The 18043-nt window shown below is 68.4% G+C and carries 15 protein-coding genes, 1 pseudogene and 1 riboswitch; of the genes and pseudogenes, 6 read left to right on the plus strand and 10 right to left on the minus strand.

Going from position 1 to position 18043, the window contains the following annotated elements; translation table 11 throughout:
• Positions 1-113: riboswitch (SAM riboswitch) on the minus strand.
• A gap of 90 nt (positions 114-203) precedes the next feature.
• The 4 genes and pseudogenes from hisN to E6A21_RS18080 all read right to left on the minus strand — a co-directional run.
• Positions 204-1022 carry a histidinol-phosphatase gene (gene hisN / locus E6A21_RS02565; RefSeq protein ID WP_138442531.1) on the minus strand — a complete coding sequence of 273 codons (819 nt, stop codon included), beginning with the start codon at positions 1020-1022 and terminating at the stop codon, positions 204-206.
• A 49-nt stretch (positions 1023-1071) separates the two neighbouring features.
• On the minus strand, positions 1072-2220 hold the full coding sequence (gene rsgA, locus E6A21_RS02570; RefSeq protein ID WP_138442532.1) for a ribosome small subunit-dependent GTPase A: 1149 nt from the start codon (positions 2218-2220) through the stop codon (positions 1072-1074).
• Between the two features lie 4 nt (positions 2221-2224).
• Entirely contained in the window at positions 2225-3595 is a 1371-nt protein-coding gene (gene aroA / locus E6A21_RS02575) for a 3-phosphoshikimate 1-carboxyvinyltransferase (RefSeq protein WP_138442533.1), read from the minus strand.
• A 203-nt stretch (positions 3596-3798) separates the two neighbouring features.
• Positions 3799-4302 (minus strand): annotated as a pseudogene (locus tag E6A21_RS18080) (DoxX family protein); the annotation flags it as partial.
• A 184-nt stretch (positions 4303-4486) separates the two neighbouring features.
• Here E6A21_RS18080 and E6A21_RS02585 point away from each other — a divergent pair.
• Positions 4487-5173 carry a sigma-70 family RNA polymerase sigma factor gene (locus E6A21_RS02585; protein ID WP_138442535.1) on the plus strand — a complete coding sequence of 229 codons (687 nt, stop codon included), beginning with the start codon at positions 4487-4489 and terminating at the stop codon, positions 5171-5173.
• Positions 5170-5436, plus strand: coding sequence for a mycothiol system anti-sigma-R factor (gene rsrA / locus E6A21_RS02590; RefSeq protein ID WP_138442536.1), 267 nt, complete (start codon positions 5170-5172; stop codon positions 5434-5436). The genes E6A21_RS02585 and rsrA overlap by 4 nt, the downstream gene beginning before the upstream one ends.
• 118 nt (positions 5437-5554) lie before the next feature.
• On the opposite strand, the gene E6A21_RS18375 is transcribed toward rsrA, so the two are convergent.
• The 5 genes from E6A21_RS18375 to E6A21_RS02615 form a co-directional block, all read right to left on the minus strand.
• On the minus strand, positions 5555-5629 hold the full coding sequence (locus tag E6A21_RS18375) for a 50S ribosomal protein bL37 (RefSeq protein ID WP_096498094.1): 75 nt from the start codon (positions 5627-5629) through the stop codon (positions 5555-5557).
• A gap of 104 nt (positions 5630-5733) precedes the next feature.
• The gene (locus E6A21_RS02600; RefSeq protein ID WP_138442537.1) at positions 5734-6453 is read right to left on the minus strand and encodes a PadR family transcriptional regulator; all 720 of its coding nucleotides are present in this window, start codon (positions 6451-6453) and stop codon (positions 5734-5736) included.
• Complete coding sequence (locus tag E6A21_RS02605; RefSeq protein WP_138442538.1) at positions 6450-7307, minus strand: DUF4097 family beta strand repeat-containing protein; 858 nt, start codon at positions 7305-7307, stop codon at positions 6450-6452. The genes E6A21_RS02600 and E6A21_RS02605 overlap by 4 nt, the downstream gene beginning before the upstream one ends.
• 139 nt (positions 7308-7446) lie before the next feature.
• Positions 7447-8049, minus strand: a complete 603-nt coding sequence (locus E6A21_RS02610; protein ID WP_171041228.1) for a GDSL-type esterase/lipase family protein — start codon at positions 8047-8049, stop codon at positions 7447-7449.
• Between the two features lie 178 nt (positions 8050-8227).
• A complete protein-coding gene (locus tag E6A21_RS02615; RefSeq protein ID WP_138442540.1) occupies positions 8228-12079 on the minus strand; it encodes a multifunctional oxoglutarate decarboxylase/oxoglutarate dehydrogenase thiamine pyrophosphate-binding subunit/dihydrolipoyllysine-residue succinyltransferase subunit in 3852 nt (1283 codons plus the stop codon).
• A 373-nt stretch (positions 12080-12452) separates the two neighbouring features.
• On the opposite strand from E6A21_RS02615, the gene E6A21_RS02620 reads away from it, so the two are divergent.
• The 3 genes from E6A21_RS02620 (at position 12453) to E6A21_RS02630 (ending at position 16686) form a co-directional block, all read left to right on the plus strand.
• Complete coding sequence (locus E6A21_RS02620) at positions 12453-13775, plus strand: hemolysin family protein (protein WP_138442541.1); 1323 nt, start codon at positions 12453-12455, stop codon at positions 13773-13775.
• Positions 13775-14845, plus strand: coding sequence for a hemolysin family protein (locus tag E6A21_RS02625; protein ID WP_138442542.1), 1071 nt, complete (start codon positions 13775-13777; stop codon positions 14843-14845). The genes E6A21_RS02620 and E6A21_RS02625 overlap by 1 nt, the downstream gene beginning before the upstream one ends.
• Before the next feature lie 341 nt (positions 14846-15186).
• A complete protein-coding gene (locus E6A21_RS02630; RefSeq protein ID WP_138442543.1) occupies positions 15187-16686 on the plus strand; it encodes a hypothetical protein in 1500 nt (499 codons plus the stop codon).
• Between the two features lie 101 nt (positions 16687-16787).
• Here the strand turns inward: E6A21_RS02630 and E6A21_RS02635 are convergent, their stop codons facing one another.
• A complete protein-coding gene (locus tag E6A21_RS02635) occupies positions 16788-17246 on the minus strand; it encodes a Fur family transcriptional regulator (RefSeq protein WP_138442544.1) in 459 nt (152 codons plus the stop codon).
• A gap of 109 nt (positions 17247-17355) precedes the next feature.
• Between E6A21_RS02635 and E6A21_RS02640 the strand changes: the two genes are divergently transcribed.
• Positions 17356-18012 (plus strand): MBL fold metallo-hydrolase, encoded by a 657-nt coding sequence (locus E6A21_RS02640; RefSeq protein ID WP_138442545.1) that lies wholly within the window; start codon positions 17356-17358, stop codon positions 18010-18012.
• Positions 18013-18043 lie beyond the last annotated feature (31 nt).

An 18043-nucleotide genomic window follows, 5' to 3' on the forward strand; every position in this document is an offset into this window, starting at 1 on the left:
GGGCCGCGCTTGCCAGATCCGCTCCGGACTGGCCTGGTCGTCACCCGGGGCACCCCGCCGCGTTGGAGGGTTGCCGGCCAGCAAGCCGGGGCTTCGCGCTGGCACTCGTGACCTGACCACGAGACTAGAGGAGGACGACGGGTCGCCTCCAGCCCGTCATCACGTGTTACAGCTCGTTAAGGCTGCTTCTGCTCGCGCGCGCTTCAGGGCCGGAGCAGGTCGTCGTGCTCCGGGTTGAGGCGCCGCAGCACCTCCGAGTGGAGAATGCCGTTGGTCGCGAGGGCGTTTCCTCCCCATGGGCCTTCCACGCCCTCGAGGGACGTGAACCGGCCGCCGGCCTCCGTCACGATCGGCACTAGCGCGGCCATGTCGTACAGCGCGAGTTCGGGCTCCGTCGCGATGTCCACAGCGCCCTCCGCGACAAGGCAGTACGACCAGAAGTCGCCGTACGCACGTGTGCGCCACACGTCCTCGGTGAGCGTCAGGAAGTTGCCGAGGCTTCCCCGTTCGCGCCAGCCGGACAGGCTCGAGTAGGAGAGCGAGGCGTCCTCGGTGCGGGCCACGTCCGAGACCTTGAGCCGGGTTGCAGCGGCGAGGGAGCGGCCCGTGTAGGCGCCCACGCCCTTCGCGGCCCACCATCTGCGTCCCAGGGCCGGGGCGCTGACGACGCCGACGACGATATCGTCGCCGTCCGCGAGGGCTATGAGCGTCGCCCATACGGGGACGCCCCGCACGAAGTTCTTCGTTCCGTCGATGGGGTCGATGATCCACCGACGGGCGCCGTGGCCGGTCGTGCCGAATTCTTCCCCGATCACTGCATCCCGCGGGCGCGACCGCGAGAGCTGTCCGCGGATGGCCTCCTCCGCCGCCCGGTCCGCGTCGGTGACCGGAGTGAGGTCCGGCTTCGTCTCCACCCGCAGGTCGATGGCCTTGAACCGGTCCATCGTCTGGGCGTCGACGGAATCGGCGAGAACGTGGGCCAGACGGAGATCGTCGGTGTAGCCTTCGGCGGCAGGGGTCATGGGATCCACGCTATCGCCTCCGGTACCCGCCGGCTGGGAGGCTCCGGGCTCAGAGTGTGCCGAGCTCCTTGGCATCCGCTGCCTCGTCACGGGGGCTTGCCCCGAGCAGCCGGCGGAACGAGGCGAGCCGCGCAGCCCCCTGCGGACCGGCCTTTCCTTCCGCAACCCACTTGTCCAGCCCGCATTCGACGGCGTTCGCGTCGTGACGGCACCCGCGGGCGCATTCCTCGGCCCCGGGTTCGAGGTCGGGGAATGCATGGAGCATGCGATCGGGGTCGACCAGGGCGAGCCCGAAGGAACGGATGCCGGGGGTGTCGATGATCCAGCTCCCGGGCGGAGCACCTTCGAGTCGGAGCGCCAGCGCGGACGACGACGTGTGCCGTCCCCGGCCCGTGACAGCGTTGACTCCGCCCGTGGCACGACTCGCCCCCGTGAGTGCGTTGACCATCGTCGACTTGCCCACGCCCGAGTGGCCGAGCAGCACGGTCACCTTGCCGTCGAGTTCCTTGCGCAGCCGCGCGACGGCGTCGTCGTCCAGCCGGACGCCGCGCGCCTCGGGCTCGGTCCCGCCGTCCGAGCCGCCGCCGGGTTCCGCGTCGCCGTCGCTGTCGGTCACCGGTTCTTCGGCCTCCTCGGCTGTGCGGCTCACGACGACGGAGAGCGGCAGGAGGTCGTAGTTCGCCAGCAGCGGGGCCGGGTCCCTCAGATCAGCCTTCGTGACGAGGAGAAGGGGCTCGATCCCCGCGTCGTACGCCGCCACGAGGGCACGGTCGATGAACCCGGTGCGTGGTTCGGGGTTGGCCGCTGCGACGACGATGACGAGCTGGTCCGCGTTGGCGACCACGACGCGCTCGATGGGGTCGTCGTCGTCCGCACTCCGCCTGAGGACCGTGCGGCGAGCCTCGACACGCACGAGGCGGGCCAGAGTGTCTGGGAGCCCAGACACATCCCCGACGAGCCCCACGAAGTCTCCGGGCACGACGGCGGTCCGGCGCAGTTCGCGCGCCCGCGCCGCAATGACGACCCGCTCGTCGGGCGTGTCCTCCGCGACGACTGCCGTGTACCGGCCCCGGTCCACCGTGATGATGCGGCCGATCACGGCGTCGTCGTGACTTGGCCGGTCCTTCGTCCGAGGGCGGCTTCCGCGCTTGTTGGGACGGATGCGGACGTCGCTCTCGTCCCATTCTCGGGCTGGCATGGAACTACGGAGCCTTCACCGTCTCGTCGGGGGCCGGAGCGTCGCCGGAAGGCTCCCACTCCGCGCTGTCGCCGAGCATGCGGGCCCACATCTGCGGGAATTCGGGGATCGTCTTGGAAGTCGTCCCGATGTCCTCGACCTCGACCCCTGGGACGGCGAGACCCCAGACGGCCCCCGCGGTCGCCATGCGGTGATCCGCGTAGGTCCGCACGACGCCGCCGTGAAGCCGGGCCGGCCGGATGACGAGGCCATCGGCCGTCTCCTCGGCGTCCCCACCGAGCCGAGTGATCTCCGCGACCAGGGCGGCTAGACGGTCCGTCTCGTGCCCGCGGAGATGGGCGATGCCCGTGAGCCGGGACGGCGTCTCGGCGAGCGCGCAGAGGGCCGCGACGGTCGGCGCGAGCTCGCTCGTGTCCGCGAGTTCGGCTCCCGTGATGCGCTGGCCCCCGCGCACGGTGAGCGTGCCGCCGTCGAGCGTTGCGTCTGCACCGAGCCGCGGGAGGATCTCGCGCCATGCATCGCCGACCTGAGTCGTGTGCTCGGGCCAATTGGGGATGCGGACCGTCCCCCGGGTGGCGAGCGCAGCCGCGAGGAACGGCCCCGCGTTCGAGAGGTCCTGCTCGATGCGGACGTCGAAGGCGCGAATCGCACCGGGCTTGACGATCCAGTGATTCGGTTCGGAGTCGTCGACCTCGACGCCGACCCCCCGGAGGACATCGACCGTCATGGCAATGTGGTCGAGACTCGGCACTGGCCTGCCGAGGTGCTCGAGGTGGAGCCCCTTGTCGAAGCGGGCGCCAGCAAGCAGGAGAGCCGAGACGAACTGGCTGGAACCGCTCGCATCGACCACGACGTGCCCGCCCGGTACGGAACCAGTGCCGTGCACGGTGAACGGGAGCGAAGCCGGGCGTCCGCCGCCGCGCGACGAGACTGGGACACCGAGTCCCTCGAGGGCGTCGATGACCGCACCCATGGGCCGAACGCGCGCGTGGGCGTCGCCGTCGAACGCGATCTCGCCACGGCTCAGCGCGGCCAGCGGCGGCACGAAGCGCATCACGGTCCCGGCAAGCCCGCAGTCCACCGCGACCTCGCCGAGGTCGCTCATGGAGTCGCGGGGGATCGGGGTGACCTCCAGGTCAGGCCCGAACTCGCCGTCGCCCGCGACTTCGGTGACGGTCGCGCCGAGAGTGCGCAGTGCATCGACCATGAGGGCCGAGTCACGGGAGTGCAGCGGAGCGCGGAGCCGGCTCGTGCCCTCCGCGAGGGCCGCGAGGACCAGATACCGGTTGGTGAGTGACTTCGAGCCCGGAACCGTCACGGTCGCGTCGACCGGCCGGCGCGCATAGGGCGCCGGCCAGGGAGCGGAAGCGCTCACGCGAAACTGCCGGCGGAAAGCTGGTGTGCCGCCGACTTGGCGGCCTTGGCCGCGTCCTCCTTCGCCGCGAGTGCAGCCTTGAGGGCTTCCTCGCGCGCGCTCTTTGCCGCCTTGAGGGCGTCGGCCTTCACATGCTGGGCCCTCTTGGCAGCCTCCTTCGCGGCCTTCGCCGCGTCGGCGCGCATCGCCTTCGTTGTGCGGGCGGCATCGGAGCTCACGGAGCGTGCGGCCTTCGTGGCGTCTGCGCGCATGCCCTTCGTGGTCTTGGCGGCGTCCGCGGCCAGGTGCTGGGCGCGCCACGCGAGGCTCGGGTTCCCGGCGGTGTCCACCGAGGCCAGCAGGACGCCGCCCACGAGCGAGATGTTGCGCAGGAGCCGGCCGCGGCGGGCAGAGCGCAGCTCCTGAGAGCCGATGTCCGCAGTCCGCCACTCGACAAAGGTGTTCAGAGCGCTCGTCAGGGCGAGCACCGAGGCTGAGAGCCGCGGCGCCCTGCCGAACGCGAACAGGACGCCCGCGCCCAGCTGGCTCGCGCCCACAGCCCGGGCAAGGGTCTTCTCGTCCACGCGCACGGGAAGCGCGTCTGCGGCCCGGCGCAGTACCGGCGAGAGCTGCTCGGCTGTCTCGTCCGCGTTCTTGAGCTTGTCCACGCCCGCAACGATGAACGAGGACGCGAGCAGGGGTCGAGCGAGGAAACGAACTACCGACATGGGGCCTCCTACGTGGATTTCCGTGGCTAGATAGGCTTTCCAGCTGCTCCAGTCTTGCACTTTCAGGGAATATTTTCCCTTTACCCAGAGTTGCCGCCTTTGTCCGAGCACACCAACTGGAGAAGGAGAGCCCGTGCTGGTCTTGGACCGCCCGCGTCCCGCCCCGCCAGTAGACTGGACCGCAATGAGCACCGTCGATTCCATCGAGCCCGACGAGCCTGCGGAGCGTACTACCGCTGGCCAGGGTGGCGAGGAAACCCCCGAAGAGCGGCGTGAGCGCTTCGAGCGCGACGCCATGCAGTACGTCGATCAGCTGTACTCTGCGGCCATGCGGATGGCGCGCAACCAAGCCGACGCCGAGGACTTGGTCCAGGAGGCGTACGCGAAGGCGTTCGCGGCGTTCCATCAGTACAAGCCCGGCACCAACCTCAAGGCCTGGCTCTACAGGATCCTGACGAACACGTACATCAACCTCTACCGCAAGCGCCAGCGTGAACCCCAGCAGGCCCAGACGGACAACGTCGAGGACTGGCAGCTCGCGCGCGCGGAGTCCCATTCGTCGACCGGTCTCCGGTCGGCGGAGGCGGAGGCGCTCGACCACCTGCCGGACTCGGACGTCAAGGATGCGCTCCAGTCCATTCCGGAGGAGTTCCGGCTTGCGGTGTACTTCGCGGACGTCGAGGGCTTCGCCTACAAGGAGATCTCGGACATCATGGGCACGCCGATCGGCACTGTCATGTCGCGGCTTCACCGGGGAAGGAAGCTCCTCCGTGACCGGCTCGCGGACTATGCTGCCGACCGAGGGTTTGCCGGCGCCCGGGCGGCAGCGGGAATGGTCTCGGACTCGAGCAAGCAGGAGAAGGAACAATGAGCAACTGTCAGGGACTCGGAGACTGCGACGAAGCGCGGCTCGAACGCCTCTACGAATACCTTGACGGCGCCCTCCCGGCGGCCGACGTCGCGGAAATCCGCGCTCACCTCGAGGGCTGCCCGGAGTGCCGCGAGGAGCACAATCTCGAGTGCATGATCCGCAGCGCGATGAAGCGAAGCTGCGCCGAGCAGGCTCCCGCCACGCTCAAGGCGAGCATTCTCGAGAAGATCCATTCCGTGCGAGCCGAGGCCGTCGAGATCTGAGGATCACGTCCAAAGGCTCACGACGCAGAAACAGCAGAACACGCAGAAAAAGGGCCCGGAGCACATGCTCCGGGCCCTTTCCGCACCACGGCGCCCTCAAAGGCGTCCTGGGGGTTGCTCAGGCGTTGGGGCGCTTCCCGTGGTTTGCGCCGCCCTTCTTGCGGTCACGGCGCTTGCGTGCACGCTTGCTCATAGGTGGCCTCCTTCCGAATCATTGATATGTGGCCCCGAGGCCCCCAATATCCTCCCATAGACGGGCGGAGGTACCTAAACGGCAGTTCTGAGACCGCCGCCTGGTCACCCTCGAAGCGAGTTCCTGACCGCAATGCGGGCTTGGTCGAGGACGGTCCGGAGCGTTTCGAGAGTCACGTCGGTGACCGGCTCGCGGGCGGCGTGGCTCCGGAGCTCGACCCGGACGTCGTCACGGAACGCCTGGACGATCATCTCCGCTTCCTTGAGCCGCCCCTGGCTCTCGCCGGTGAACCGTTCCGGGGAGGGCCGGGCTGTGATGCCACGGCCTGCCTCCGCCGGTGTGCCGGGTGTCCCCGAGGCGCCGTCCGCGGCTGTCCGATCCGCCGTCGCCCGTGCCTCGCCGCGGCCATCCCGCGCTGTTTCCTTCGCTCGGAGACGAGCGGACTCGGCGCTTGCCGCAAGGTCGGCGCGCAGGCCCCGCATGCTCGCGCGGAGCTCGTCCCGCAGCGTGTCCGCGAGGCGTCGGACCGACGCGCTGATGTCCTGCTCGACGTCGGCGAGCTCGTCGCGGCGCGCATCGAGTTCGGCACGGCCGGCGTCCGTGATGCGGTAGACGCTCCGCCGGCCCTCCGACTCGGCCGCAACGAGCCCTTCCTCCTGGAGCTTGGCGAGGCGCGGGTACACGGTTCCGGGGCTGGGCGCATACGTGCCGCCGAACCGGTCGCTGAGTGCCTTGATGAGTTCGTAGCCGTGCCTGGGCCCATCCTCGAGGAGCGCGAGCAGATAGAGCCGGAGCGCGCCGTGCGCAAAGACTGGTGGCGTCACTCGGTGCCTCGCCCGGAGTCGTGGCCCTCGGCCGCCTCCGGAGTGGAGACGCGGTCGGCGGCATGCACCACGGAGACGTCTCCGGAGACCGTGTTGGTCCGCAGGAGCATGAGCTGGAGGTCGTTGCCGAGGATCGTCTCGAGCTTGCCCTTGAACGAGGTGAAGCGGGAGTCGCCCACGAGGACCCGGCCCGAGACGGTCGTGGCGGCGAGGTCCACGCCGACGTCGCGGGGGAGGCGGATCGTGACGTCGCCGCTCACCGTGCTCACGCCCAGCGAACGGCAGTAGCCCTCGGTGTCGAAGACGAGGTCTCCGGAGACCGACTTGGCCCGGACGTCCCTGAGGCGGCCAGAGGCCGTGATTTCGCCCGAGACCGTGTTGGCCGTCAGGATCCCCTCGTGATTCCTTGCGATGACGTCGCCGCTCACGGTGTTCAGGTAGAGCTCGCCTTCCGTTCCGTCGCCGAGGACGGACCCGGAGACGGTGTTGAGCCTCGTGATGGGCCCGGTGCCCGAGACGAGTCCATCACCCCCTACCGTGCCGATCTCGACAGGAGTGCCGGGCGGGACCGCGATCGAGATGACGGTCCGGTTCTCACTCGTCCCTGACACCGTCCCCATGAGGTTCTTGAACCAGCCCTCGAAGCCGTGCAGCTGGTGCCGTACCTCCAGGCGTCCCTCATGGAGGCTCACAGCGACGGGATCGCCGTGGACCTCGCTCACTTCGACCACTGCCTCTTCGGATTCGTGGACGATGACATCGAGGCGGCCGCCGACAATCCCGGCGCGCAATGAACGCACGCCGTCAATGGTGATGGTCTGCGGGTCCGTGATGCTCCAGTTCTCCTCCGACATTTCCCCTCCTCGCCGGGCTAGGTGCTCACGCCCGGAAACGCGTTATAACTCGACTTGAACTAAAGATATATCGCGTTTCTCGGGGCGGCAAGCCCCCGAGCAGGGAAGCGCGCGTGCCGCAAGCCCTGGGGGCCAGTCCCTACTGCGGCTGGGAGAGGCGCAGCCAGGGGAACCAGCCCCGGTGGAGCACGAGCCATGCGATGAGCCCGTAGCCTGCCTGGCCCGGGGCGCCCGCGTTCCCGGCGAGGTCGCCGCGCCACTGCTCATGGTTCAGGAGGGGCGAGAACGTGTCCACGTAGTAGTGCTTGCGCCGGGTGGTGACATCGGCGAAAGCAGTGTTGAGCTCCGCGAGCCGCCGATTCTGCGCAGGGTCCAGCGTCGGGGGAGGGCCGACGACGAACACCTCCGCGCTGTTCTGGGCGGCACTGTCCAGGATGTTGGCGACGTTGAGGCGGCTGCGGGCGGGGGAGATGCCGAACTCGATGTCGCGGCCGGAGAGGCCGATCACGAGCCGATTCTCAAAGCCGTTCCCGAAGCGGCGCTGCGCCTCGTCCAGCCAGCGCGCCGAGAGCGTCTCCGTCCCCTCTTCCGGGGCGGCGAGGACGTAGCTCTCGAGAGTGAGCTCATCCCGCGGCGTTCGCGCGAGCACCCGGCCCAGCCAGCCAAGCGCCCGGGGATCCCCGTTGCCCGCCAGCAGCTCGTCGCCGATCGCCGCGAGGCGAACCTTCCTCTCGTGCGCCATGCGCCCTCCCAGTGAACCGCCCCTGCCGCACATGAGCGCGGCTCCTTCGGCTCCCGAGTCTAGCGAACGGACGGGGCACAACCGGGGACGCCGTGCGCGGGGATGGACGACGGCGGCCCGCACCTTCGCGGGGAAGGTGCGGGCCGCCGTCGTCAGGGGTTTCCCTTGCTACCGCCGATCAGGCGTTGGCCGGAACCCCGTGCTGGAAGCAGAGTTCCAGAAGGGTGGACTCCTCGGCCGAGTGCCGCTTCATCGAGCCGGCAGACGTCGCGGCCGACGCCGGCCGGGACACGACATGCAGCGTCCGGTCGAGCGTCGGGGCCAGATTGAGCGCGAGGTACGTCCAGGCACCCTGGTTGTTCGGCTCGTCCTGAGCCCACACGACCTCGGCGTTCGGGTACTTCGCGATCTCGGCGGCGATCTCGGCCTGCGGCAGCGGGTAGAGCTGCTCGATGCGCACGATCGCCGTCGTGGTGTCCTTCGCCTTCGTACGCGCCGCGAGCAGGTCGTAGTACAGGCGCCCGGAAACGAGCAGGACGCGCTCGACCCGCTGGGCATCGAAGTTCTCGTGCTCAGGGATGACCGGGCGGAACCCGCCGTTCGTGAACTCCTCGACCGGCGACGAAGCGGCCTTCAGGCGGAGGAGCTGCTTCGGGGTGAACACGATGAGCGGCTTCCGGGGCCGGCTGTAGGCCTGACGGCGCAGCAGGTGGAAGTGCGAAGCCGGAGTGCTCGGGTGAGCGACGATCATGTTCTCCTCGGCACACATCTGGAGGAAGCGCTCGATGCGGGCCGAGGAGTGGTCGGGGCCCTGACCCTCGTAGCCGTGCGGGAGGAGCATGACGAGCGAGGACCGCTGGCCCCACTTCTGCTCGGCCGAGGAGATGAACTCGTCGATCACGGTCTGGGCACCGTTGACGAAGTCGCCGAACTGGGCCTCCCAGAGGACGAGCGCCTCCGGGCGCTCCACGGAGTAGCCGTACTCGAAGCCGAGCGCGGCGTACTCGGAGAGCGAGGAGTCGTAGATCGAGAGCTTCGCCTGTTCGTCCGAGAGGTTCGAGAGTGGCGTCCACTCCGCACCCGTCGTCCGGTCGTGGAAGACCGCGTGGCGCTGCACGAAGGTGCCGCGGCGCGAGTCCTGGCCGGAGAGGCGGACCGGCACGCCTTCCGAGACGAGCGAGCCGAAGGCCGCGAGCTCTCCGAAGCCCCAGTCGATGCCGCCTTCGCGGGACATCTGCTCACGCCGCTCGAGGAGCTGCTTGAGCTTCGGATGGACCGTGAAGGCATCGGGGATCTCGACGTGCGCGTGGCCGATGCGGGCCAGCAGATCGGTGCTGATCGCGGTCGACTCGGGGCGCTGCTCGCCGGAGTCCTCCTGCTGCTGCGAGATCGGACGCTCGAGGTCGGAGACGGCCTTGAGGTCGCTCGTGACGATCGGGATCGGCGACGTCTGCGCTGCGTGGGTCTCCGCGAAGACGCGCTCGAGACGCTCCTGGTAGTCGCGGAGCAGCTGCTCTGCCTCGTCCTGGGTGATGTCGCCGCGGCCGATGAGGCTCTCTGTGTAGAGCTTGCGGACGGAGCGCTTCGCCTCGATGAGGTTGTACATGAGCGGCTGGGTCATCGACGGGTCGTCGCCCTCGTTGTGGCCGCGGCGGCGGTAGCACACCAGGTCGATGACGACATCCTTGTGGAAGCGCTCGCGGAAGCGGTAGGCGAGCTGCGCCACGCGGACCACGGCCTCCGGGTCGTCGCCGTTCACGTGGAAGATCGGCGCCTGGACCATCTTCGCGACGTCCGTCGAGTACACGGACGAGCGCGAGGCGGACGGCGACGTCGTGAAGCCGACCTGGTTGTTCACGATGATGTGGATCGTGCCGCCGGTCCGGTAGCCGCGGAGCTGCGAGAGGTTGAGCGTCTCGGCAACCACGCCCTGGCCCGCGAACGCCGCGTCGCCGTGGACGAGGATGGGCAGGACGGGGAAGGCCTCGCCCGCGTCGATCCGGTCCTGCTTGGCCCGCACGATGCCCTCGAGGACGGGGTCGACGGCCTCGAGGTGCGACGGGTTGGCGGCGAGGTAGACCTTGGTCTTCTTCCCGTTCTCCGCCGTGAACGTCCCCTCGGTGCCGAGGTGGTACTTCACGTCGCCGGAGCCCTGCACGCTGCGTGGGTCCTGGGTGCCCTCGAACTCGCGGAACACCTGGGCGTAGGTCTTCCCGGCGATGTTGGTGAGGACGTTGAGGCGACCACGGTGCGCCATGCCGATACCGACCTCGTCGAGGCCGTCTTCGGCGGCTTCCGAGAGGATCGCGTCGAGCATCGGGATGAGCGACTCGCCGCCCTCGAGCGAGAACCTCTTCTGCCCGACGAACTTCGTCTGGAGGAAGGTCTCGAACGCCTCGGCCGCGTTGAGGCGGGAAATGATGCGGAGCTGCTCTTCGCGGCTCGGCTTCTTGTACGGGTGCTCGATCTCGTCTTGGAACCACTTGCGCTCCGCAGGCTCCTGGAGATGCATGTACTCCGTGCCCGTCGTGCGGCAGTAGGCGTCGCGGAGCACGCCGAGGATGTCGCGGAACTTCATCTTCGGCTTCCCGCCGAAACCGCCGGTCGGCCACTCGCGGTCGAGGTCCCAGAGCGTGAGCCCGTAGGTGAGGACGTCGAGGTCGGGATGCCGGCGCTGGACGTACTCGAGCGGATTCGTGTCCGCCATGAGGTGGCCGCGGACGCGGTACGCGTGGATGAGCTGCTGGATCCGGGCCACCTTGTTGATGGTGTCCTCGGGGTTGATCTGGAGGTCAGGGCTCCAGCGCACCGGCTCGTACGGGATGCGCAGCGACTCGAAGATCTCGTCGTAGAAGCCCTGCTCGCCGAGCAGGAGCTGGTGCACGATGCGGAGGAATTCGCCCGAGCCTGCGCCCTGGATGACCCGGTGGTCGTAGGTCGACGTGAGCGTGATGATCTTGCCCACGGCCTGGAGTGCGAGCGTCTTCTCCGAGGCGCCCTGGAACTCGGCGGGGTACTCGAGTGCCCCGACGCCGACGATGGCAGCCTGGCCCTTCGAGAGGCGCGGGACCGAGTGGACGGTTCCGATGCCGCCGGGGTTCGTGAGCGAGACGGTCGTGCCCGCGTAGTCGTCCGCAGTGAGCTTGCCCAGGCGGGCGCGCTTGATGAGGTCCTCGTACGTGTGCCAGAACTCCGAGAAGTTCATCGTCTCGGCCTTCTTGACGTTCGGGACGACGAGGAGGCGCGTGCCGTCGTCCTTCGGCAGGTCGATGGCGATGCCGAAGTTGACGTGCGCGTGCTGGACCGCGACCGGCTTGCCGTCGACCTCGTCGTAGCTCACGTTCATCGAGGGCATGAGCTTCAGGGCGCGGATCACGGCGAAGCCGATGAGGTGCGTGAACGAGACCTTGCCGCCGCGAACGCGCGTGAGGTGGTTGTTGATGACGATGCGGTTGTCCATCAGGAGCTTCGCGGGGACGGCGCGCACGGTCGTGGCCGTGGGCACGTCGAGGCTGGCGACCATGTTGGCCGCGATGGCCTTGGCTGGGCCGCGGAGGGTCGTGATGACGTCTTCCTCGACGGTCTCGTCCTTGGCCTTCTTCGGAAGCTGGGCCGGGATCGGTCCGCTCGCCGAGGGCTTCGCGCCGTCACGGACGACGGCGGCGGCACCCTTCTTCGGGGCGTCCGCGGAGGGGGCGGCCTGGGCCGAGGCGGCAGGGGCCGGCTGCCGGGGGGCAGGAGGCTGCGCAGGGGCCGTCTGCGCAGAGGGAGCGGCGGTGGGCTTGGCGGGGGCGGCCGGCGCTGGCGTGGTCGGCAGCTGCTTCGTGAGCGTGTCGACGGTCTGCGCCTTCGCGGATCCGTTCACGACGGGAGACCCGTTTGCGGCATCGGCTTCGAACGATTCGAACAGGGGCCACCACTTGGAGTCGACCGAGTTCTTGTTCTGCTGATACTGCTCGTAGAGCTCGTCGACAAGCCACTCATTGCCGCCGAATTCTTCGGGCAGGCGGTGGGTTGGCAATTCTGGCACTGGAGATACGCCTCTTCCATCGATCTGTTGGGCCAGGAGGCAGGTCTTCACAGGCCAACCACCGGACCATGGCCCGGCAGGCGGTTCGATGTCGGGACAGGAGCCGCCTGCCACCGTGAATCGGAGAGGGCATGGGCCTTCCGGTTCACACTCCTGTCTAGTCTAGTGAGCGAGCACCCGAAACGGGCAATCCGTGGGGAGTGTCACATCCTTCTCAGTGCTCTGCGCGGCAGCTGTCCCCCGATCTCCGTGGCGACCCGGCTGGTAAGCTGGAACGGCTATGGACGACGACCCTCCACGAAGTTCTGTACGAACAAGTTCTGCGCGAAGTTCTCGACCGAGTTCTGTGCTCCTCGAGGCGGTCGGTGCCTGAATGGAGTGGCTACTCCTCGCCGCGGGAATAATTCTCATCCTCGGCACCGGCTTCTTTGTGTCCGTAGAGTTCTCGCTCGTCGCGCTCGACCATTCGACGGTCCAGCGCAGCATCGACAGGGGCGAACCGGGCGCGAAGGCGCTCATGCAGTGCATCACGAGCCTCTCGACCCAGCTCTCGAGCTGTCAGCTCGGCATCACACTCACTACCCTCCTGACCGGCTTCGTCATGGAGCCCTCAGTCGGGAAACTGCTCGAAGTGCCGCTCGCCGGGCTCGGCGTCCCGGCCGCGCATGCGGTCTCGCTTGTTCTCGCCATGGTGATCGCCACCCTCGGTTCGATGCTCCTCGGTGAGCTCGTCCCGAAGAACCTCGCAATTGCGCGAGCCCTCAACGTGGGCCGGGCTGTCGCCCGCCCGCAGCTCATCTTCACGGCCGTGTTCAAGCCCGCCATCATTGTGCTCAACGGATTCGCCAACAGGGTGCTCCATGCGATGGGCATCGAGGCCCAGGAGGAGATCTCGGGTGCCCGCTCGCCGGCCGAGCTTGCCTCCCTTGTGCGCCGTTCGGCAGAGCTCGGCACCCTCGACGAAGGGACTGCCCGCTTCGTCTCACGCACGTTGAGCTTCTCCGAACGCACAGCGGCGGACGTCATGACGCCGCGCATGCGCGTCACGACCGTGGACGCCACGGATTCCGTCGAGGACATCATCGTCGCGGCCCGCGCCACGGGGCATTCGCGCTTTCCGGTGATCGGTGACTCGCCCGACGACGTCCGAGGACTCGTGCATGTCAAGAAGGCAGTCGCGGTTCCGGCCGAGAGGCGCGCCTCCCTCGAGGCTGGGGCAATCATGACCGAAGTGCTCCGCGTGCCCGAGACGATCCATCTCGACGCCCTCATCTCGCAGCTCCGGGGCGGGAACCTGCAGCTGGCCGTCGTCCTCGACGAGTACGGCGGGACCGCGGGCGTCGTCACGCTCGAGGATCTCGTCGAAGAGATCGTGGGCGAGGTCGCCGACGAGCATGACCGGCTCGCGCCGGGCGTGCTGCAGAGTGCCTCGGGCGACTGGTTCTTCCCGGGACTCATGCGCCCGGACGAAGTGTCCGAACAGGTTCCGGGACTGGTGGTCGACGACGATCCGGCCTACGAGACGGTGGGCGGCTTCGTGATGCGCTCGCTTGGACGGGTGCCGGTCCAGGGCGATCGCATCGAGGTCGACGGCGGGGCGCTCGAGGTGACCCGCATGGACGGGCGACGGGTGGACAGGCTCCGCTTCGCCCCCGCCCCCAAGGTTCCTGCCGCGAGCGAAGGGGCTGAGGCCTGATGGGCGACTGGGGAGGGATTGTCTGGCTGGTCGTGCTGCTGCTCGGCAACGCGTTCTTCGTGGCTGCAGAATTCGCCATCATGTCCGCGCGCCGAAGCCAGATCGAGCCGGTCGCCGAGAGCGGCTCGAAGCGCGCGGCGACGACGCTCCGGGCGATGGAACACGTCTCGCTCATGCTTGCGTGCGCCCAGCTCGGCATCACGGTGTGCTCGCTCCTGCTGCTCCAGGTCGCCGAGCCGGCCATCCACGACCTCGTGGCCGTGCCGCTCTCCGCGCTCAGCATCCCGGTCGAGGCCGCCGAGACCACGGCCTTCGTCGTCGCGCTCGCGCTCGTGACCATCCTGCACGTGACGTTCGGCGAGATGGTGCCGAAGAACATCTCGGTGTCCGTCGCGGACCGGGCAGCGATTGTGCTTGCCCCGATCCTTGTAGGGATCGCGCGGCTCGTCCGCCCCGTCATCGTGGCACTCAACTGGTCCGCGAACGCGGTCCTGCGCCTCGTGGGGGTCCAGCCGCAGGACGAGGTCTCCTCGTCGTTCACCCTCGAGGAAGTCCAGTCGATCGTCGAGGTCTCGACGAAATCCGGCCTCGTCGACGACGAATCGGGCCTGCTCTCGGGTGCTCTCGAGTTCTCAGACCAGACCGTCGCCTCGATCATGGTGCCGCTCGAGCAGATCGTGACCCTTCCGACGTCGACTACGCCCTCGGGGTTCGAGAAGGCCGTCGCGAAGACCGGCTTCTCGCGATTCCCCATGGTCGACGACGATGGGGAGCTGGCCGGCTACCTGCACGTCAAGGATGTCCTCGCGATCCCTGACACGGAGCGCGACCGTCCGATCGGGGAGGCCCGCGTCCGCTCGCTCGCCAACCTCGGCCTGGAGACGAATATCGAGGATGCGCTCACGGCGATGCAGAAGACGGGCCTCCACGTGGCCCGAGTGATCGGCCCTCAAGGCGGGACTCGGGGTGTGCTCTTCCTCGAGGACGTGATCGAGCAGCTGGTCGGGGAGATCCGTGATGCGACCCAGGCTGGACGGTTCCGTAGGTTCGAGGGGGAGCCGGAAGCCTGAAGGTTCCGTGCCCCACCGCCGGACCCACGGAGGTGGAGCCGGCAGGAAACACTCAATTCGCCTGATGCCCCCACTGAGATGTCTCCCGCGGCGGGGCGTATCACGGACAGCGCCCCTCCAGCCCACTGACCCGGCAGGGGCCGGAAATAGCGTGAACTAGGCGCTGCCCCATGGCGCGCTGCGGCAACCGTCCAGCCCAGGCACGGTCCGGGAAGCTGTTCGGGCGTTCTTCTCGCGCGGAGCTAGAGGCGTTTTCCCGGCGCGCTGACGATCCTTCCGACGACCGGCCTGTCGACGGTGCCGCCGTAGCAGATCATTCGCACCTGAAAGGCCTCGCTGGTATGGAAGAGCAGAAGAAGACATTGGGGCGCCGTTCTGTCCTGCACGGCGCGGCGTGGACGGTGCCCGTTGTCGCTGCGGTCGCCGCAGCTCCCCTCGCTGCCGCGTCCGGCTCGGGCATCATCTCGTTCGATCAGCCGAACTACTCCACGAGCGCGCGGGGCACGTACACCACGATCTCCGGCAGGGTGACCCTGACGTCCGGCACCTACCCGAGCGTCGTCACCCTCCTGTACCCGGCGGGGTTCACGGGGCCCGCCACGGCAACCGTGAATCCCGTGACGGGTGCCTTCACCGTCGGCACCGTCACCGCTCCGGCCACGGCGGTCACCTCTGCCACTCTGACGGCGTCGGCCACGAGCTTCACCCCCGGAAGCACCACCCTGACCGTGACGCCGGTCGCCGTACCCCTCGCGGGAAGCGCCCTGGTCTGGGGCTACGGGACGATGAACGGGACCGGAATCTCACAGACGCCCTACAACCGCCCCTACGCCGCAGCACCACAGCGTGTGATCGACCAGGGCTGGAGCAGGTACCGCGATGTCGCCCAGGTGGGCGACGAGCACACCTACATGATTTCGCCAGACGGCCTCTCCTACGTCTCGTTCGCCGGCTCCCCGGTGACGAGGACCAATCGGACGATCGCCCTGAATCCGGGCGAGACCATGGTGTCGCTCGCCGGGGGTCCACAGGTCATCGCAATCCTCACCTCGCAGGGCCGCGTGTTCACGGAGCACTACGTCACGACGAGCATGACGGCGGCCCAAGTGCGCAATCCTCCAGGCGTGACGTTCGTGCAGATCGCCCATTTCTGGAACGACTTGGCCGGGGCTGTCGGCCTCTCCTCCGACGGCAGGGTCTACATCCTCCCGTCGAGGAACTTCGGCCCTGCCCCCGTCACGGTCAAGATGCAGGATGGCAGCGATCTCAGGGATGTGGTCGAAATCGCCGCAGGGGCCGACCCGCAGATCACTGCACGGAAGGCTGACGGCACGGTCTGGTCCGTCAGGGCGACCACCGGAACATCCACATGGCTTGCGGGGTACGCCCAGCAGGTCTGGGCGGGAAGCCAGAACTCGCCACTCCTGGCGAAGAGTCTCGCCGTGCACTCGAGCCCGTACACCGATTCGAGCTACGTCACTGCGGCCGTGGGCCGGGACGGACTCGTGTGGGTGTGGGGCGGTCGGACACCGACCACCGTCGCGGGCGGCAGCGTCCTGGACCGCTTCGCCCGCTCCGTCGACGTGGTCAGGGCGCTCGGCCTGGCGGGCGTGACAGTCAAGAACGTCTCGGTCTCGGCGCCCGTGTTCGTCACGCTGTCCGACGGACGCGTTGTCAGCTTCGGGAACCCCGGGGATGAAGGCGAGCGCGGGCAGGGCCCGGCGAACCAGTTCCTCGTGACGGTCGCGCCGGGATTTGTCGTCGACGTGAACGGCGCGCCGATCACCGGCATCGACCGCGTTGCCACGACACGCGGCGGGGGTTGGGCGATCCGTCCCTGACGGCTACGCGGCGGCGAGCGACGCGCGGCCCCTAGCCAGCGCTGTCAGAAGCCAGCGGCGTCAGAGGCCGGCGCTGGCACGCCAGTAGCGTCAGAGCCAGCTCATTCTTCGGAGTGCTCGGCGGCCACGGCTGCCGAGCACTCCGGGCATAGCCCGAAGATCTCCACGGTGTGCTCGAGAGCGGTGTAGCCGTTCTCGGCGGCGATGCGGCTGGCCCAGGCCTCGACAGTCGGCGCCTCGATCTCGACTGCCTTGCCGCAGCGGCGGCACACGAGGTGATGGTGGTGGCCGTGCGCCTCGCATCGCCGGTAGCGTGCCTCGCCGTCGTCCGCCCGGAGGACATCGAGCAGCCCATCGTCCGCCATCGACTGGACGATCCGGTAGGTTGTGGCGAGCGAGACCGATGCGCCCCGCTCCTGCAGGATGCGGTGCAGTTCCTGAGTGGACACGAAGTCAGCGAGCTCGTCGAGGGCGTCGCTCACGGCGACCTTCTGCCTCGTGACGCGCTGCTCGCGTCCTCCTGTTGCTCGGGCTCGGCCCGACGCCGTCGTCTCGGCCACTTCACCCTCTCTTCTGCGGAAGGGATTCCCTCCCGGCTCGTCCTACCGTGGCAAACGTGCCACGTGCACGCAGGTATTCCAGCCTAGCAAGCCTGCATAGACTGGCCGCATGAAGCTCACCAAGTACACCCACGCGTGCGTCCGCTTGGACAAGGATGACCGTGCCCTGGTCATCGACCCCGGCAGCTTCTCGGAGATCGAGGATGCCCTTGCCGGCGCCGATGTGCTCCTTGTGACCCATGAGCACGCGGACCATGTGGACTTCGGCCGCGTGGGCGCGGCCCTCGAGGGCAACGCTTCGCTCTCGGCGTGGGCGCCCGCGAAGGTCGCGGGCCAACTGCGGGAGGCTGCTCCTTCCGCGGCAGACCGGGTGCACACGGCCGAGCCCGGTCAGGAGTTCGGGGCGGCGGGCTTCCGCGTACAGACGTTCGGGAGCCAGCACGCCCTCATCCATCCCCTCGTCCCGGTGGTCGCCAACATCGGGTACGTCATCGACGGGGAGGTCTTCCATCCGGGCGATTCCTTCACGGTCCCGAGCGGCCTTGAGGTCGGGACACTCCTCGTGCCGATCCACGCACCGTGGAACAAGATCCAAGAAGTCATCGACTTCATCATCGCCGTGCGCGCCCCGCGTGCCTTCCCGATTCACAACGCGCTGATCAACGAGCGAGGTACTGGCATGGTCGAGGGTCATGCACAGCGGATCGGCAGCCTCTACGGCACGGACTACCGGCATCTCGAACCGGGCGAGTCCGTCGAGGTCTGAGTGAATCCTTCGCGCACCCCCGCGTCCCAGT

The organism is Sinomonas susongensis (assembly GCF_005877005.1).
GTDB lineage: Bacteria > Actinomycetota > Actinomycetes > Actinomycetales > Micrococcaceae > Sinomonas > Sinomonas susongensis.

Coding starts and splice junctions, on each gene's coding strand:
- rsgA (WP_138442532.1), bottom strand. CDS start 2,220: ATGCCAGCCCGAGAATGGGACGAGAGCGACGTCCGCATCCGTCCCAAC.
- hisN (WP_138442531.1), bottom strand. CDS start 1,022: ATGACCCCTGCCGCCGAAGGCTACACCGACGATCTCCGTCTGGCCCAC.
- E6A21_RS02630 (WP_138442543.1), top strand. CDS start 15,187: ATGGAAGAGCAGAAGAAGACATTGGGGCGCCGTTCTGTCCTGCACGGC.
- E6A21_RS02610 (WP_171041228.1), bottom strand. CDS start 8,049: ATGGCGCACGAGAGGAAGGTTCGCCTCGCGGCGATCGGCGACGAGCTG.
- E6A21_RS02585 (WP_138442535.1), top strand. CDS start 4,487: ATGAGCACCGTCGATTCCATCGAGCCCGACGAGCCTGCGGAGCGTACT.
- E6A21_RS02640 (WP_138442545.1), top strand. CDS start 17,356: ATGAAGCTCACCAAGTACACCCACGCGTGCGTCCGCTTGGACAAGGAT.
- E6A21_RS02620 (WP_138442541.1), top strand. CDS start 12,453: ATGGAGTGGCTACTCCTCGCCGCGGGAATAATTCTCATCCTCGGCACC.
- E6A21_RS02625 (WP_138442542.1), top strand. CDS start 13,775: ATGGGCGACTGGGGAGGGATTGTCTGGCTGGTCGTGCTGCTGCTCGGC.
- rsrA (WP_138442536.1), top strand. CDS start 5,170: ATGAGCAACTGTCAGGGACTCGGAGACTGCGACGAAGCGCGGCTCGAA.
- E6A21_RS02605 (WP_138442538.1), bottom strand. CDS start 7,307: ATGTCGGAGGAGAACTGGAGCATCACGGACCCGCAGACCATCACCATT.